Raw genomic sequence first — 14,394 nt, forward strand, 5'->3', positions numbered from 1 at the left:
CGGCGCACCCCCCTCAGGCGCGCGCCCCGGCCCGGATGAAGTACTTTCGCTCTATGTCCCAGCCCGCCAAGACCTCGTCCCGCGCCGCCACGGCCTCCGACAGCCCGGAGAGCGCGGCCGGCACCAAGGCGGCCGCCCAGCGCCTGAAGATGCGCCGCGAGCTCGCGGCCGCCGCGATGGAGCTGTTCGCGACGAAGGGGTACGAGGCGACCACGGTCGACGAGATCGCCGCGGCCGCCGGGGTGGCGCGCAGGACCTTCTTCCGGCATTTCCGGTCCAAGGAAGAGGCGATCTTCCCGGACCACGACGACACCCTGACCCGCGCCGAGGCCGTGCTGGACGTGGCCCCCGCCCACGAGCATCCGCTCGACACGGTGTGCCGCGGGATCAAGGAGGTCATGAAGATGTACGCGGCCTCCCCGGCGGTGTCGGTGGAGCGCTACCGGCTGACGCGGGAGGTGCCGGCGCTGCGGGAGCGGGAGATCGCCTCCGTCGCCCGGTACGAGCGGCTGTTCACCCGCTACCTGCTGGCCCATTTCGACGAGGCGGAGCACCACGACGGCAACGACGACCCGCTGCTGGCGGAGGTGGCCGCGTCCGCGGTGGTGACGGCCCACAACCACGTGCTGCGGCGGTGGCTGCGCTCGGGCGGGCAGGGGGACGTGGAGGCCCAGCTGGACCACGCGTTCGCGATCGTGCGGAAGACCTTCGGGACGGGCATCGGGGCCGGACGGACCCTGGCGGCCGTGCCCTCCCCCGCCGGCCCCGGCGCGGAGGCGCCGCCCGCGGCGGTGCGCGCCCAGGACGAGGTGCTGGTGGCGGTGGCGCGTACGGACGCCCCGCTGGAGGAGGTCATGCGGACGATCGAGGAGGCTTTGCGCAACGCCTAGGCGGTGCCCCGGGGGTTCCCGGGACCCCTTGAAGCGATACGCGTCACAGCGGCCGCTCCCCTCGCGGGAGCGGCCGCTTCCGTTTGTCCGAGTTGCCCCTACTCACCGGTAACTCTGATCGATCATCGCTCATCTGCGCAGGTCAATCGGCAAATGAGAGAAAGTTTTGGCACGCGGTGCCTTGTCGAGTGACACGGGGTGCCATACGTTGAAGACGTCCGGATGTCCCCGCGGTCCCGGCCCACTCGGCCACGGAACGCGCCCCGGACGCCTGCGTCACCAGGCATGCACGCCGCACCACCGGCGTCACCCGCACCACCGCTCCAGCCGGACCGACGGCACAGCAGCACCCACCACCCAGACAACCCGCGCACCCGCGCTCCCTCAGCGCACCCTCATCAGCGCTCCCCCCGGCCCGCCGGGGCGCACCCCCAGGAGGCAACACCGTGAAGGACATCCTGGACGCGATCCAGTCGCAGTCCGCGACGGCCGAGGACTTCGCTGCCCTGCCGGTCCCCGAGTCCTACCGCGCCATCACCGTCCACAAGGACGAGACGGAGATGTTCGCCGGGCTCACCACCCGCGAGAAGGACCCGCGCAAGTCCCTGCACCTGGACCAGGTCCCGGTGCCGGAACTCGGCCCGGGCGAGGCCCTCGTGGCCGTCATGGCCTCCTCGGTCAACTACAACTCCGTGTGGACCTCGATCTTCGAGCCGCTGTCGACCTTCGGCTTCCTGGAGCGCTACGGCCGGGTCTCCGACCTCGCCAAGCGCCACGACCTGCCGTACCACGTCATCGGCTCCGACCTGGCCGGCGTCGTCCTGCGCACCGGCCCGGGCGTCAACTCCTGGAAGCCGGGCGACGAGGTCGTCGCGCACTGCCTCTCCGTCGAGCTGGAGTCCTCCGACGGCCACAACGACACGATGCTCGACCCCGAGCAGCGCATCTGGGGCTTCGAGACCAACTTCGGCGGCCTGGCGGAGATCGCCCTCGTCAAGTCGAACCAGCTGATGCCCAAGCCGGCCCACCTCAGCTGGGAGGAGGCCGCCGCCCCCGGCCTGGTCAACTCCACCGCCTACCGCCAGCTCGTCTCCCGCAACGGCGCCGGCATGAAGCAGGGCGACAACGTCCTGATCTGGGGTGCCAGCGGCGGCCTCGGCTCGTACGCCACCCAGTTCGCCCTCGCCGGCGGCGCCAACCCCATCTGCGTCGTCTCCTCCCCGGAGAAGGCCGACATCTGCCGCTCGATGGGCGCCGAGGCGGTCATCGACCGCAACGCCGAGGGCTACAAGTTCTGGAAGGACGAGCGCACCCAGGACCCGCGCGAGTGGAAGCGCTTCGGCTCGAAGATCCGCGAGCTGACCGGCGGCGAGGACATCGACATCGTCTTCGAGCACCCCGGCCGCGAGACCTTCGGCGCCAGCGTCTACGTCACCCGCAAGGGCGGCACCATCACCACCTGCGCGTCCACCTCGGGCTACATGCACGAGTACGACAACCGCTACCTGTGGATGTCGCTGAAGCGGATCATCGGCTCGCACTTCGCGAACTACCGCGAGGCGTGGGAGGCCAACCGCCTGATCGCCAAGGGCAAGATCCACCCCACCCTGTCGAAGGTCTACTCCCTGGAGGAGACCGGCCAGGCCGCCCACGACGTCCACCGCAACGTCCACCAGGGCAAGGTCGGCGTGCTCTGCCTGGCCCCCGAGGAAGGCCTCGGCGTCCGCGACCACGAGCTCCGCGCCCAGCACGTCGACGCCATCAACCGCTTCCGGAACGTCTGACCGACCCGAACCGTCGTCGGACCGATCAAGGGCCAAAGGGACAGCCTGAGATGACAGAGCGCCAGAAAGACCGTCCGTGGCTCATGCGGACGTACGCCGGCCACTCCACGGCCGAGGCGTCCAACGAGCTCTACCGCCGCAACCTCGCCAAGGGCCAGACCGGCCTCTCGGTCGCCTTCGACCTGCCGACGCAGACCGGCTACGACCCCGACCACATCCTCGCCCGCGGCGAGGTCGGCCGGGTCGGGGTCCCCGTCTCCCACCTCGGCGACATGCGGCGGCTGTTCCAGGACATCCCCCTGGAGCAGATGAACACCTCGATGACGATCAACGCCACCGCCATGTGGCTGCTGGCGCTCTACCAGGTGGCCGCCGAGGAGCAGGGCGCGGACATCTCCAAGCTCCAGGGCACCACCCAGAACGACATCGTCAAGGAGTACCTCTCGCGCGGGACGCACGTCTTCCCGCCCGGGCCCTCGCTCCGCCTGACGACCGACATGATCGCCTACACGGTCAACCACATCCCGAAGTGGAACCCGATCAACATCTGCAGCTACCACCTGCAGGAGGCGGGCGCCACGCCGGTCCAGGAGATCAGCTACGCGATGGCCACGGCCATCGCGGTCCTGGACTCGGTGCGGGACTCGGGGCAGGTGCCCGAGGAGCGCTTCGGCGAGGTCGTGGCCCGCATCTCCTTCTTCGTCAACGCGGGCGTCCGCTTCATCGAGGAGATGTGCAAGATGCGCGCCTTCGGCCGCATCTGGGACACGATCACCCGCGACCGGTACGGCATCGCCGACCCCAAGCAGCGGCGCTTCCGCTACGGCGTCCAGGTCAACTCGCTCGGCCTGACCGAGGCGCAGCCCGAGAACAACGTCCAGCGCATCGTGCTGGAGATGCTCGCGGTCACCCTCTCCAAGGACGCCCGCGCCCGCGCCGTGCAGCTGCCCGCCTGGAACGAGGCCCTCGGCCTGCCCCGGCCGTGGGACCAGCAGTGGTCGCTGCGCATCCAGCAGGTCCTCGCCCACGAGAGCGACCTGCTGGAGTACGACGACATCTTCGCCGGCTCGCACGTCATCGAGGCGAAGGTCGACGCCCTGGTCGCCGACTGCCTCGCCGAGATCGACCGGATCCAGGAGATGGGCGGCGCCATGGCGGCCGTCGAGTCCGGCTACCTGAAGTCCCAGCTGGTCTCCTCGCACGCCGAGCGCCGCGCCCGGATCGAGGCCGGCGAGGACAAGATCGTCGGAGTGAACTGCTTCCAGCAGACCGAGCCCAACCCGCTCACCGCCGACCTGGACACCGCGATCATGACGGTGGACGGGGCGGTGGAGGACACCATCGTGGAGCGGATCCGCCAGTGGCGCGCCGAGCGCCAGGAGTCCTCGGACCGCCAGGGCGGCGGCGACCCGTTCGTCTTCCCGACCGTCTCGCAGGCCCTGGACCGCCTGAAGGAGGCCGCGGCCGGCACCGAGAACCTGATGGAGGCCACGCTGGAGTGCGCCCGCGCCGGCGTCACCACCGGCGAGTGGGCGAACGCCCTGCGCGAGGTCTTCGGCGAGTTCCGGGCCCCGACCGGCGTCTCGTCCGCGCCCGTGGCCGTGACCGCCGAGGAGGGCACCCCGCTCGCGATCGTCCGCGAGAAGGTCGCCCGCACCGCCGAGGAGCTCGGCAGCGGCCGGCTCCGCCTGCTGGTCGGCAAGCCCGGCCTGGACGGGCACTCCAACGGCGCCGAGCAGATCGCCGTCCGCGCCCGCGACGCCGGCTTCGAGGTGGTCTACCAGGGCATCCGGCTGACGCCGGAGGAGATCTCCGCTGCGGCGCTGGCGGAGGACGTCCACTGCGTGGGACTGTCCATCCTGTCCGGCTCGCACAGCGCGCTCGTTCCGGACGTCCTGGAGCGCCTGCGCGGTGCGGGGGCGGGCGACATCCCCGTCGTGCTGGGCGGCATCATTCCCCAGACGGACGCGGAAGCGCTCATGGCGGCCGGTGTCGCCGCCGTGTTCACCCCGAAGGACTTCGGGATCACGGAGATCATCGGCCGTATCGTCGACGAGATCCGCAAGGCCAACAAGCTCAGCCCCCTCATCAGCACGGAGGTCCCCGCATGACCGCCCACCCGGCACCCGCCACCACCCCCGCCGGCGGCACCCCTTCCGGCCCGGCCCCGGTGAACCGGCTGCGGCCCCGCCGCTCCTGCCTCGCCGTCCCGGGCTCGAACCCCCGGTTCCTGGAGAAGGCCCAGGGCCTGCCCGCCGACCAGGTCTTCCTGGACCTGGAGGACGCCTGCGCCCCGCTGGCCAAGCCCGAGGCCCGCCACACCATCGTCAAGTTCCTGAACGAGGGCGACTGGACCGGCAAGACCCGGGTCGTGCGGGTGAACGACTGGACCACCCACTGGACCTACCGCGACGTGGTCACGGTGGTGGAGGGCGCGGGCCAGAACCTGGACTGCATCATGCTGCCGAAGGTGCAGAGCGCCGAGCAGGTCGTCGCGCTCGACCTCCTGCTGACCCAGATCGAGAAGACCATGGGCTTCGAGGTCGGCCGGATCGGCATCGAGGCGCAGATCGAGAACGCGCAGGGCCTGAACAACGTCAACGCGATCGCGCAGGCCTCCCCGCGCATCGAGACGATCATCTTCGGCCCGGCCGACTTCATGGCCTCCATCAACATGAAGTCGCTGGTCGTGGGCGAGCAGCCGCCCGGCTACCCGGCGGACGCCTACCACTACATCCTGATGAAGATCCTGATGGCGGCCCGCGCGAACGACCTCCAGGCGATCGACGGCCCCTACCTGCAGATCAAGAACGTCGACGGCTTCCGCGCGGTCGCCGGCCGCGCCGCCGCGCTCGGCTTCGACGGCAAGTGGGTGCTGCACCCCGGCCAGGTCGAGGCGGCCAACGAGGTCTTCTCCCCCTCGCAGGAGGACTACGACCACGCCGAGCTGATCCTGGACGCGTACGAGTGGTGCACGTCCGAGGCGGGCGGCAAGAAGGGCTCGGCGATGCTCGGCGACGAGATGATCGACGAGGCCAGCCGCAAGATGGCCCTGGTCATCGCGGGCAAGGGCCGCGCGGCCGGCATGCAGCGCACCAGCAAGTTCGAGATCCCGGAGGCCTGACCCGATGCAGTTCGGACGCACGTACGAGGAGTTCGAGGTCGGGGCCGTCTACAAGCACTGGCCCGGGAAGACGGTCACGGAGTACGACGACCACCTCTTCTGCCTCCTCACCATGAACCACCACCCGCTCCACATGGACGCGAACTACGCCGAGAAGACGACGGACTTCGGCCGCAACGTGGTGGTGGGCAACTACATCTACTCGCTGCTGCTCGGCATGTCCGTGCCGGACGTCTCCGGCAAGGCCATCGCCAACCTGGAGATCGAGTCGCTGCGGCACGTCGCCCCGACGTTCCACGGCGACACGATCTACGGCGAGACCACGGTCCTGGACAAGACGCCCTCGAAGTCGAAGAGCGACCGCGGCATCGTCCATGTCGAGACCAAGGGCTACAAGCAGGACGGCACCCTCGTCTGCGTCTTCCGGCGCAAGGTGATGGTTCCGACCGAGACGTACACCAAGGAGCGCGGCGGCGAGCAGCCCGGCCGGCCCGAGCTGAAGGAACAGGGGAAGTAAGCCATGACGCGTCTCGCCCAGACCGCCGGCCTGACCGACGTCCAGCAGGAGATCCTCAAGACCGTCCGCGAGTTCGTGGACAAGGAGATCATCCCGGTCGCGACCGAGCTGGAGCACCGCGACGAGTACCCGCAGCAGATCGTCGACGGCCTGAAGGAGCTGGGGCTCTTCGGGCTGATGATCCCCGAGGAGTACGGCGGTCTCGGTGAGTCGCTGCTCACGTACGCGCTGTGCGTGGAGGAGATAGCCCGCGGCTGGATGTCCGTCTCGGGCATCATCAACACGCACTTCATCGTGGCGTACATGCTCAAGCAGCACGGCACGCAGGAGCAGAAGGACCACTTCCTGCCGCGGATGGCGCTGGGAGAGGTGCGGGGCGCGTTCTCGATGTCCGAGCCGGGGCTGGGCTCCGATGTGTCGGCGATCACGTCGAAGGCGGTGAAGGACGGCGACGAGTACGTCCTGAACGGCCAGAAGATGTGGCTGACCAACGGCGGCACCTCGACGCTGGTGGCCGTGCTGTGCCGGAGTGACGAAGGACACCCCGAGGGGACGGCGCCGCACAAGTCGATGACGACCTTCCTGGTGGAGAAGGAGCCGGGCTTCGGCGAGGTCCGCCCGGGCCTCACCATCCCCGGCAAGATCGACAAGATGGGCTACAAGGGCGTCGACACGACCGAGCTCATCATGGACGGACTGCGCATTCCGGCCAATCGTGTACTCGGCGGACAGACCGGCCGGGGCTTTTACCAAATGATGGACGGCGTCGAGGTCGGCCGGGTCAACGTGGCGGCGCGTGGCTGCGGCGTCGCGCAGCGTGCCTTCGAGCTCGGCGTCTCGTACGCCCAGCAGCGCCACACCTTCGGCAAGCCGATCGCCCAGCACCAGGCCATCCAGTTCAAGCTGGCCGAGATGGCTACCAAGGTGGAAGCCGCTCATGCGATGATGGTCAACGCAGCTCGCAAAAAGGACTCCGGGGAACGAAACGACCTCGAAGCGGGGATGGCGAAGTACCTCGCCTCCGAGTACTGCAAGGAGGTCGTGGAGGACGCTTTCCGCATCCACGGCGGCTACGGCTTCTCGAAGGAGTACGAGATCGAGCGCCTCTACCGGGAGGCGCCGATGCTGCTGATCGGTGAAGGTACCGCCGAGATCCAGAAAATGATCATTGGGCGACGCCTGCTCGAGGAGTACCGACTCCAGGGCTGAAAGTCCCTTTTGCGGCGGATCCTCCAGGGGTCCGCCGCAAAAGAATCACTAGCAGTCACTGGCTGACGGGCATCGACTCGGCTTCTGGCTTGCCCAGTTGTCGCGCGCAACCGATAGCATTCCAGTAAAGCCGCCGTCCCGTCCCCCTGTTTGCGGCGCGGCAATCCACCGCTACGAAGGTCATCCATGCCCCACAGCCAAACCTCTGCACCTCGCGACAGCCTCTTCGGCGTACGCCTCGCGCGCGGAGCATCGCCGTGGCTTCTGCCGACCGTCGCCACCGCGGCGCTCAGCCTCGCCCGGGCCCGCAAGTCCGGACGCTGGGCCGCGGCGGCCGTGCCCGCCACCGCTCTCGCCGCGGGCATGCTGTGGTTCTTCCGCGACCCCGAGCGGGAGATCGCCGAGGGCCGCGTCATCTCGCCCGCCGACGGCGTGGTGCAGAGCATCATGCCGTGGAAGGACGGACGCACCCGCGTCGCGATCTTCATGAGCCCGCTGAACGTCCACGTCAACCGCGCGCCGCTGGCGGGCACGGTGACGTCCGTGGAGCACATCCCCGGCGGGTTCGTCCCGGCGTTCAACAAGGAGAGCGAGAACAACGAGCGCGTCGTCTGGCACTTCGACACCGAGCTCGGCGACATCGAGATGGTGCAGATCGCCGGAGCCGTCGCGCGCCGCATCGTCCCGTACCTGCCGGCCGGCACCAAGGTGGAGCAGGGTGAGCGCATCGGTCTGATCCGCTTCGGCTCCCGCGTCGACATCTACCTCCCCGAGGGCGTCGAGGTCGCGGTCGAGGTCGGTCAGACCACCACCGCGGGGGTGACCCGAATTGACCGTGACTGACCCGGAGACCCCCGCCACAGGCTGGGTGCCCGAGGCCGCCGAGGAGGAGGCCGCCGAGGACGACATGCCGCTCTCGCTGCGGCTGTCGATAGCGGACACCCTCACCCTCGGCAACGCCACGTGCGGGTTCATGGCGGTGTACTTCACCACCACCGGGATCCTCATCCCGCACCTCACCGGCAGCGGCGAGTCCGGCATGGCCCGGCACAGCGCGGCGACCGCGGTGATACTGATGCTGCTCGCGGCGGTCTTCGACCTCTTCGACGGCATCGTCGCCCGCAAGCTGCGCAGCTCCCCCATGGGAGCCGAGCTGGACAACCTGTCCGACCTGATCAGCTTCGGGCTCGCGCCGGCGTACTTCGTACTCGTGTACGGCATGGTCGCCGACGACGCGCACCAGAAGGTCTCCGCGCTCGCGGCGATCGTCGTGCTGCTGGCGGTCGTGCTCCGGCTCGCCCGGTTCAGCTGCGTGACGATGAAGGACGGCATGTTCCAGGGCATGCCGAGCCCCTTCGGCGCCCTCACGGTCGTCTCGATCGTGCTGCTGGAGCTGCCCTTCCCGCCGACCCTGCTGGCGATCATCGGCGTCGCGTGGCTGATGGTGAGCCGCGTCGAGTACCCGAAGCCGCGGGGCGTCCTCGCGATCGCCATGCTCAGCTGGATCATCAGCGCCATGGGCCTGCTCGCGGCGTGGGCGTTCGACGCGCCCGGCGGCCAGCTGCTGCTGCAGACCGGCTGCGCCCTGCAGATCGCCCTGGCGGCGACCATCCCGCTGTTCGCCACCACCCGCCGGGCCAACACCTTCCGGCACAACCGCCGCGAGGCCCGGGCAGCCCAGCTCCCGTAGCCCGCGGCACCGCACCACCGACGAGGGCCCCCGCCGCCGCCAGGCGCAGCGGGGGCCCTCGCGCGTGCCGGCCGGGCACGGGTCTTCGGGCCCCGGCGCGGGGCAGGCCGCGTAGCCTTGATGTCGGAAAACCGCCAGCCCGGCGCCGCCCGGGCCGGAATGCTGGGAGCCATGTACACCGACACCGAGCGCTGCGTCAGGGCCGTGCAGTCGAAGGACGCCCGCTTCGACGGCTGGTTCTTCACCGCCGTGCGGACGACGCGGATCTACTGCCGACCCAGCTGCCCGGCCGTCCCGCCCAAGGTCGAGAACATGACCTTCCTGCCGAGCGCCGCCGCCTGCCAGCAGGCCGGGTACCGCGCCTGCAAGCGGTGCCGGCCCGACACCTCGCCCGGCTCCCCCGAATGGAACGCCCGCGCCGACGCCGTCGCCCGCGCCGTACGCCTCATCCAGGACGGCGTCGTGGACCGCGAGGGCGTCCCCGGCCTCGCCTCCCGCCTCGGCTACTCCACCCGCCAGGTGGAGCGCCAGCTGAACGCCGAGCTCGGGGCCGGGCCGCTCGCGCTCGCCCGCGCCCAGCGCGCCGAGACCGCCCGCCTGCTGATCGAGACCTCCGAGCTGCCGATGGGCGACGTCGCCTTCGCCGCCGGATTCTCCTCCATCCGCACCTTCAACGAGACCGTGCGGGAGGTCTTCGCCCTCGCCCCCGGCGAGCTGCGCGCCCGCGCCGCCGGCGCCGCCCGGCAGACCCCCCGCATCCCCGGCACGATCAGCCTGCGGCTGCCGTTCCGCGCCCCGCTCAACCCGGACAACCTCTTCGGCCACCTCGCCGCGACCGCCGTCCCCGGCGTCGAGGAGTGGCGGGCCGGCGCCTACCGCCGCACCCTGCGGCTGCCCTACGGCACCGGGGTCGCCGCGCTGACCCCCCGGCCCGACCACATCGGCTGCCAGCTCGCCCTCACCGACCTGCGCGACCTCACCATCGCGATCAGCCGCTGCCGCCGCCTCCTCGACCTCGACGCCGACCCCGAGGCCGTCGACGGGCAGCTGCGCGCCGACCCGCTGCTGGCGCCGCTCGTCGACAAGGCGCCCGGCCGCCGGGTGCCGCGGACCGTCGACGCCGCCGAATTCGCGGTACGGGCGGTGCTGGGCCAGCAGGTGTCCACCGCGGCGGCCCGCACCCATGCCGCCCGCCTGGTCGCCGCCCACGGCGAACCCGTCGCCGACCCCGACCCGGCCGGCGGCCTCACCCACCTCTTCCCCACCCCCGAGGCCCTCGCCGGCCTCGACCCGGAGGCGCTCGCCCTCCCGCGCAGCCGCCGCACCACCCTGACCACCCTCGTCACCGCCCTGGCCGACGGCTCCCTGCCGCTCGGCGTCGACAGCGACTGGGAGGACGCCCGCGCCCGGCTCGCCGCCCTGCCCGGCTTCGGCCCCTGGACCACCGAGGTCATCGCGATGCGGGCACTCGGCGACCCCGACGCCTTCCTGCCGTCCGACCTCGGCCTGCGCCGGGCCGCGAAGCAGCTCGGCCTGCCGTCCACACCGGCGGCGCTCACCGCCCGCGCGGCCGCGTGGCGGCCCTGGCGGGCGTACGCCGTCCAGTACCTGTGGGCCATCGACAGCCACCCGATCAACCACCTGCCCGCCTGAGGAGTACACGGCACCATGACGCCCATCAAGCAGCACACCGTCGTCGACAGCCCGTACGGGCCCCTCACGCTGGTCGCCTCGGACGGCGTCCTGTGCGGGCTCTACATGGTCGGGCAGCGGCACCGGCCCGCCGAGGAGGCCTTCGGGGCACGGGTCTCCGCCGAGGAGGAGCCCTTCCCGGAGGTCGTCCGGCAGCTGGCCGCGTACTTCGCCGGGGATCTGACCCGCTTCGACCTGCCGCTCCGCATGGAGGGCACCCCGTTCCAGCGCAGCGTGTGGGACCAGCTGGTGCAGATCCCGTACGGACAGACCTGGTCGTACGGGGAGCTCGCGGCCCGGCTCGGCAAGCCGAACGCGTCCCGGGCCGTCGGCCTCGCCAACGGGAAGAACCCGATCGGCATCATCGTCCCCTGCCACCGCGTGATCGGCGCCTCGGGCGGCATGACGGGCTACGGCGGCGGCCTCGACCGCAAGGTCCGCCTGCTGCGGCACGAGTCCGGCAAGACGGCAGCCGCCGCCCCGGCCGCGGAAGCCCTCTTCTGACCGGCGGGGCGGAGGGAGGCGCCGGCTAGCGGCGGCCGATGCGCTCGTCGAGCAGGGCGCCCAGCAGCTCCGCCTCGCCCGGCCCGGTGAGCACGCGCTTCGGCACGGCGAGGATCCCCTGTTTCCGGCCGTTCCGCACCAGGAGCACGAACATCTCGTCCGTCTCACGGAAACCGGTGACCGCGCTCCACGGCATCCGCTGGATCTCCTCGGCCCCATGGCACCCGACACCGTCCCCGTCCAGGACGCACCGGCCTTCCCCCTTGTCCCGCACCGCGCGGTACGCGTGTGCGGTGATCAGCAGGGGCACAGGCACGGCCAGAACGACGAGGACGGCGGCGGCGCCCAGCATCAACGGGCTCGGCGGGATCCCGAGGTACAGGAAAGCCGCGTGGAACGCGGCTACCAGGGCCACGGTGGCGGCGGCGAGCCGCCGCTGGCCCCGGTAAGGGGCGGCCGCCTTGACGGCTCCGTGGAACTCCTCACGCGTGAGTGCGTAGGCCTGCGTGGTGAGGGAGACTGCGCGTATGTCGTGCACCGGCAGAGAGTACGCCCTCCCGGCGCGCCGCTAGAGCACGGCGAGCGGCACCAGCAGGGCGAAGGCGGCGCCGGCCTCCACGGCGTAGCCGAAGAGGGACGGGTGCTGCACCGGGGCGGCCAGCAGGACGACGCTCTGCCGGGCGGAGGCCGCCTCCACCCAGTCGGCGTCCGCCCCCAGGTTGCCCTGGTACCAGCCCTCGCAGGGGCCGGGCCCGGACACGGCGAGCAGGTCGTCCTCACGGCGGTAGAAGGCCTGCCAGCCCTCGGCGGGGGCCGACCAGCCCTCGAAGTCGCTGAAGAGGGCCCAGCCGCCCTCGCGTATCGCGCTGTCGAACAGCCACACCGGGGTGCCGTCGGCGGTGACCTCGCCGCTCTCCTGGCGGTCGGTGGTGAAGTGGACCATGGGCAGCGCGTCCGGCCCGTCGGCCGTGCTCGGCCAGGCGTACATGGTGATCATCGCTCGATTGTGTCCTGCCGGGTGTAAGCGCCGTGTCACCGACCCCGCGTCAGGGGGCTTCCGGGCGGCGGCCGTTCTCCAACTCCACCGCGCCCTCGCCGGACTCCAGCACCCGGCACGCCTCCAGGGCCCGCCGGCCGAGCGGCCCGAGCAGGTGGTCGGGGAGCTCCGCGGGGGCGACGAGCCGCCAGGACAGCAGCTCCTCCTCCTGCAGCCGGATCGACGCGAGGTCGTCGGCGTCGAGGACGCCGCCGTCGAAGAGGTACGCGACCAGCGGGGGCCGGCCGGGGCCCACCGTCCAGTCCACGGCCAGCAGCCGGCCGAGCGGGCGGTCGAGCCCGATCTCCTCGGCGCTCTCGCGCCGGGCGGCGGCCCGCGGCGACTCCCCCGCGTCGGACTCGATCGTCCCGCCGGGCAGCGCCCAGCCGTCCCGGTAGTTCGGCTCGACGATCAGGACGCGACCCTCCGCGTCCCGGTACAGCGCGGCGGCACCCGCCAGGACGCGGGGCAGGCTCGCGATGTACGTGGCGTAGTCATCCGTGGTGGTCACGCGGCCACCCTACCGACCGGGAACGGCGGACGGGGCGGGCTCCGTGGAGTGGGGAATCCGGCGGGCGGAACGGGGGTTTTGCAGCGCTACGACCGGATGCGTACCCGTTCCGGGAGGCGGTGTGGCCCAGGCCACGCATGGGCTTCAGAGGATCCTCCGGATAGGCTCGGGGTGGCGCGACTGCACTGTTCGAAAGCAAGGGATGGCAAGGTGACGAACGGAGCAGTATCTGAGGCCGCGCGCGTGCTGATCGCCGCGGACAAGTTCAAGGGCTCGCTCACGGCCGTTCAGGTCGCCGAGCGGGTGACGGCCGGCCTTCGCAGGGCCGTACCGGACGTGGAGGTCGAGACCCTCCCCGTCGCGGACGGCGGCGACGGCACGGTCGCGGCCGCCGTGGCGGCCGGTTTCGAACGCCGTGAGGTACGGGTCACCGGGCCGCTCGGCGAGCCGGTCACCGCCGCCTTCGCCCTGCGCGACGGCACCGCGGTGGTCGAGATGGCGGAGGCCTCCGGCCTCCAGCTGCTCCCGGCGGGCGTCTTCGCCCCGCTGACCGCGACCACGTACGGCTCCGGCGAGGTGCTGAAGGCCGCCCTGGACGCGGGGGCGCGCACGATCGTCTTCGGCGTGGGCGGCAGCGCCACCACCGACGGCGGCGCGGGCATGCTCGCCGCGCTGGGCGCGGTGTTCCTGGACGCGGACGGCCGACCGGTCGGCCCGGGCGGCGGCGCCCTGGCCGGACTCGCCTCGGCCGACCTGTCGGGTGTCGACCCCCGCTTCGCGGACGTCGACTTCGTCCTGGCGAGCGACGTGGACAACCCGCTGACCGGCCCCAAGGGCTGCGCGGCGGTGTACGGGCCGCAGAAGGGCGCCACGCCCGAGGACGTGCAGACGCTGGACGCGGCCCTCGCCCACTACGCGCAGGTCCTGGAGCGGGCGAGCGGCCCGAAGGCCGCCGAGCTCGCGGCCTCGCCCGGCGCCGGAGGCGCGGGCGGCATCGGCTACGGCGCGCTGCTGCTCGGGGCGAGCTTCCGCCCCGGCATCGAACTGATGCTGGACGTGCTCGGCTTCGCTCCCGCCCTGGAGCGGGCGACGCTGGTCATCACCGGCGAAGGCTCGCTGGACGAGCAGACCCTGCACGGCAAGGCCCCCGCGGGCGTCGCCGCGGCGGCGCGGGCGGCGGGCAAGGAGGTCGTCGCGGTGTGCGGCCGGCTCCTGCTCGACCAGTCGGCACTCCGAGCGGCCGGCATCCGCAGGGCCTACCCGCTCACGGAACTCGAACCGGACCCGGCAACCTGCATCGCCAACGCGGGCCCCCTGCTGGAACAGGTGGCCGCGAACATCGCGACGGAGGCCCTGAGCACCTGACCGGCCCACCTGCGCCTCCGCGTCCCGCCCCTCCGCGGGGCGGGACGCGGAGGCGCAGGTGGGCCGGTCAGG

Annotated in this window: 14 protein-coding genes; 11 read left to right on the forward strand and 3 right to left on the reverse strand. The window is 71.6% G+C overall.

The window, feature by feature from the left end:
* The first annotated feature begins 53 nt into the window (after positions 1 to 53).
* The 10 genes from EF903_RS16605 (at position 54) to EF903_RS16650 (ending at position 11,410) form a co-directional block, all read left to right on the forward strand.
* The gene (locus tag EF903_RS16605) at positions 54 to 890 is read left to right on the forward strand and encodes a TetR family transcriptional regulator (protein WP_125544016.1); all 837 of its coding nucleotides are present in this window, start codon (positions 54 to 56) and stop codon (positions 888 to 890) included.
* Between the two features lie 446 nt (positions 891 to 1,336).
* The gene (ccrA, locus tag EF903_RS16610; RefSeq protein WP_125544017.1) at positions 1,337 to 2,674 is read left to right on the forward strand and encodes a crotonyl-CoA carboxylase/reductase; all 1,338 of its coding nucleotides are present in this window, start codon (positions 1,337 to 1,339) and stop codon (positions 2,672 to 2,674) included.
* Positions 2,675 to 2,724: 50 nt separating this feature from the next.
* On the forward strand, positions 2,725 to 4,785 hold the full coding sequence (locus EF903_RS16615) for a protein meaA (protein ID WP_125544018.1): 2,061 nt from the start codon (positions 2,725 to 2,727) through the stop codon (positions 4,783 to 4,785).
* A complete protein-coding gene (locus EF903_RS16620) occupies positions 4,782 to 5,798 on the forward strand; it encodes a CoA ester lyase (protein ID WP_125544019.1) in 1,017 nt (338 codons plus the stop codon). The genes EF903_RS16615 and EF903_RS16620 overlap by 4 nt, the downstream gene beginning before the upstream one ends.
* Positions 5,799 to 5,802: 4 nt before the next feature.
* Entirely contained in the window at positions 5,803 to 6,315 is a 513-nt protein-coding gene (locus EF903_RS16625) for a MaoC family dehydratase (protein ID WP_125544020.1), read from the forward strand.
* 3 nt (positions 6,316 to 6,318) lie between these two features.
* On the forward strand, positions 6,319 to 7,524 hold the full coding sequence (locus EF903_RS16630; protein WP_125544021.1) for an acyl-CoA dehydrogenase family protein: 1,206 nt from the start codon (positions 6,319 to 6,321) through the stop codon (positions 7,522 to 7,524).
* Between the two features lie 186 nt (positions 7,525 to 7,710).
* Positions 7,711 to 8,367 (forward strand): phosphatidylserine decarboxylase, encoded by a 657-nt coding sequence (locus EF903_RS16635; protein ID WP_125544022.1) that lies wholly within the window; start codon positions 7,711 to 7,713, stop codon positions 8,365 to 8,367.
* 25 nt (positions 8,368 to 8,392) lie between these two features.
* Entirely contained in the window at positions 8,393 to 9,214 is an 822-nt protein-coding gene (gene pssA, locus EF903_RS16640) for a CDP-diacylglycerol--serine O-phosphatidyltransferase (RefSeq protein WP_174250506.1), read from the forward strand.
* A gap of 171 nt (positions 9,215 to 9,385) precedes the next feature.
* Positions 9,386 to 10,867, forward strand: coding sequence for an AlkA N-terminal domain-containing protein (locus EF903_RS16645; RefSeq protein ID WP_125544023.1), 1,482 nt, complete (start codon positions 9,386 to 9,388; stop codon positions 10,865 to 10,867).
* A 15-nt stretch (positions 10,868 to 10,882) separates the two neighbouring features.
* A complete protein-coding gene (locus EF903_RS16650; protein ID WP_125544024.1) occupies positions 10,883 to 11,410 on the forward strand; it encodes a methylated-DNA--[protein]-cysteine S-methyltransferase in 528 nt (175 codons plus the stop codon).
* A gap of 25 nt (positions 11,411 to 11,435) precedes the next feature.
* Here the strand turns inward: EF903_RS16650 and EF903_RS16655 are convergent, their stop codons facing one another.
* Genes EF903_RS16655 through EF903_RS16665 form a run of 3 tightly spaced genes read right to left on the reverse strand, consistent with a single transcriptional unit; the run spans position 11,436 to position 12,957 of the window.
* On the reverse strand, positions 11,436 to 11,948 hold the full coding sequence (locus tag EF903_RS16655; protein ID WP_125544025.1) for a YcxB family protein: 513 nt from the start codon (positions 11,946 to 11,948) through the stop codon (positions 11,436 to 11,438).
* A 30-nt stretch (positions 11,949 to 11,978) separates the two neighbouring features.
* The gene (locus EF903_RS16660; RefSeq protein WP_125544026.1) at positions 11,979 to 12,407 is read right to left on the reverse strand and encodes a hypothetical protein; all 429 of its coding nucleotides are present in this window, start codon (positions 12,405 to 12,407) and stop codon (positions 11,979 to 11,981) included.
* A 49-nt stretch (positions 12,408 to 12,456) separates the two neighbouring features.
* Positions 12,457 to 12,957 carry an NUDIX hydrolase gene (locus EF903_RS16665; RefSeq protein ID WP_125544027.1) on the reverse strand — a complete coding sequence of 167 codons (501 nt, stop codon included), beginning with the start codon at positions 12,955 to 12,957 and terminating at the stop codon, positions 12,457 to 12,459.
* Positions 12,958 to 13,167: 210 nt separating this feature from the next.
* Here EF903_RS16665 and EF903_RS16670 point away from each other — a divergent pair, with 210 nt between their 5' ends.
* Entirely contained in the window at positions 13,168 to 14,322 is a 1,155-nt protein-coding gene (locus EF903_RS16670; RefSeq protein ID WP_125544028.1) for a glycerate kinase, read from the forward strand.
* Positions 14,323 to 14,394: the final 72 nt, after the last annotated feature.

It is taken from the genome of Streptomyces sp. WAC05292, from assembly GCF_003949955.1.
GTDB classification, from domain to species: Bacteria; Actinomycetota; Actinomycetes; order Streptomycetales; family Streptomycetaceae; genus Streptomyces; species Streptomyces globosus.

Bases quoted from the DNA above. Each gene is read 5' to 3' on its own strand.
- EF903_RS16605 (WP_125544016.1), top strand. From the start codon at position 54: ATGTCCCAGCCCGCCAAGACCTCGTCCCGCGCCGCCACGGCCTCCGAC.
- EF903_RS16615 (WP_125544018.1), top strand. From the start codon at position 2,725: ATGACAGAGCGCCAGAAAGACCGTCCGTGGCTCATGCGGACGTACGCC.
- EF903_RS16620 (WP_125544019.1), top strand. From the start codon at position 4,782: ATGACCGCCCACCCGGCACCCGCCACCACCCCCGCCGGCGGCACCCCT.
- EF903_RS16625 (WP_125544020.1), top strand. From the start codon at position 5,803: ATGCAGTTCGGACGCACGTACGAGGAGTTCGAGGTCGGGGCCGTCTAC.
- EF903_RS16630 (WP_125544021.1), top strand. From the start codon at position 6,319: ATGACGCGTCTCGCCCAGACCGCCGGCCTGACCGACGTCCAGCAGGAG.
- EF903_RS16635 (WP_125544022.1), top strand. From the start codon at position 7,711: ATGCCCCACAGCCAAACCTCTGCACCTCGCGACAGCCTCTTCGGCGTA.
- EF903_RS16645 (WP_125544023.1), top strand. From the start codon at position 9,386: ATGTACACCGACACCGAGCGCTGCGTCAGGGCCGTGCAGTCGAAGGAC.
- EF903_RS16650 (WP_125544024.1), top strand. From the start codon at position 10,883: ATGACGCCCATCAAGCAGCACACCGTCGTCGACAGCCCGTACGGGCCC.
- EF903_RS16660 (WP_125544026.1), bottom strand. From the start codon at position 12,407: ATGATCACCATGTACGCCTGGCCGAGCACGGCCGACGGGCCGGACGCG.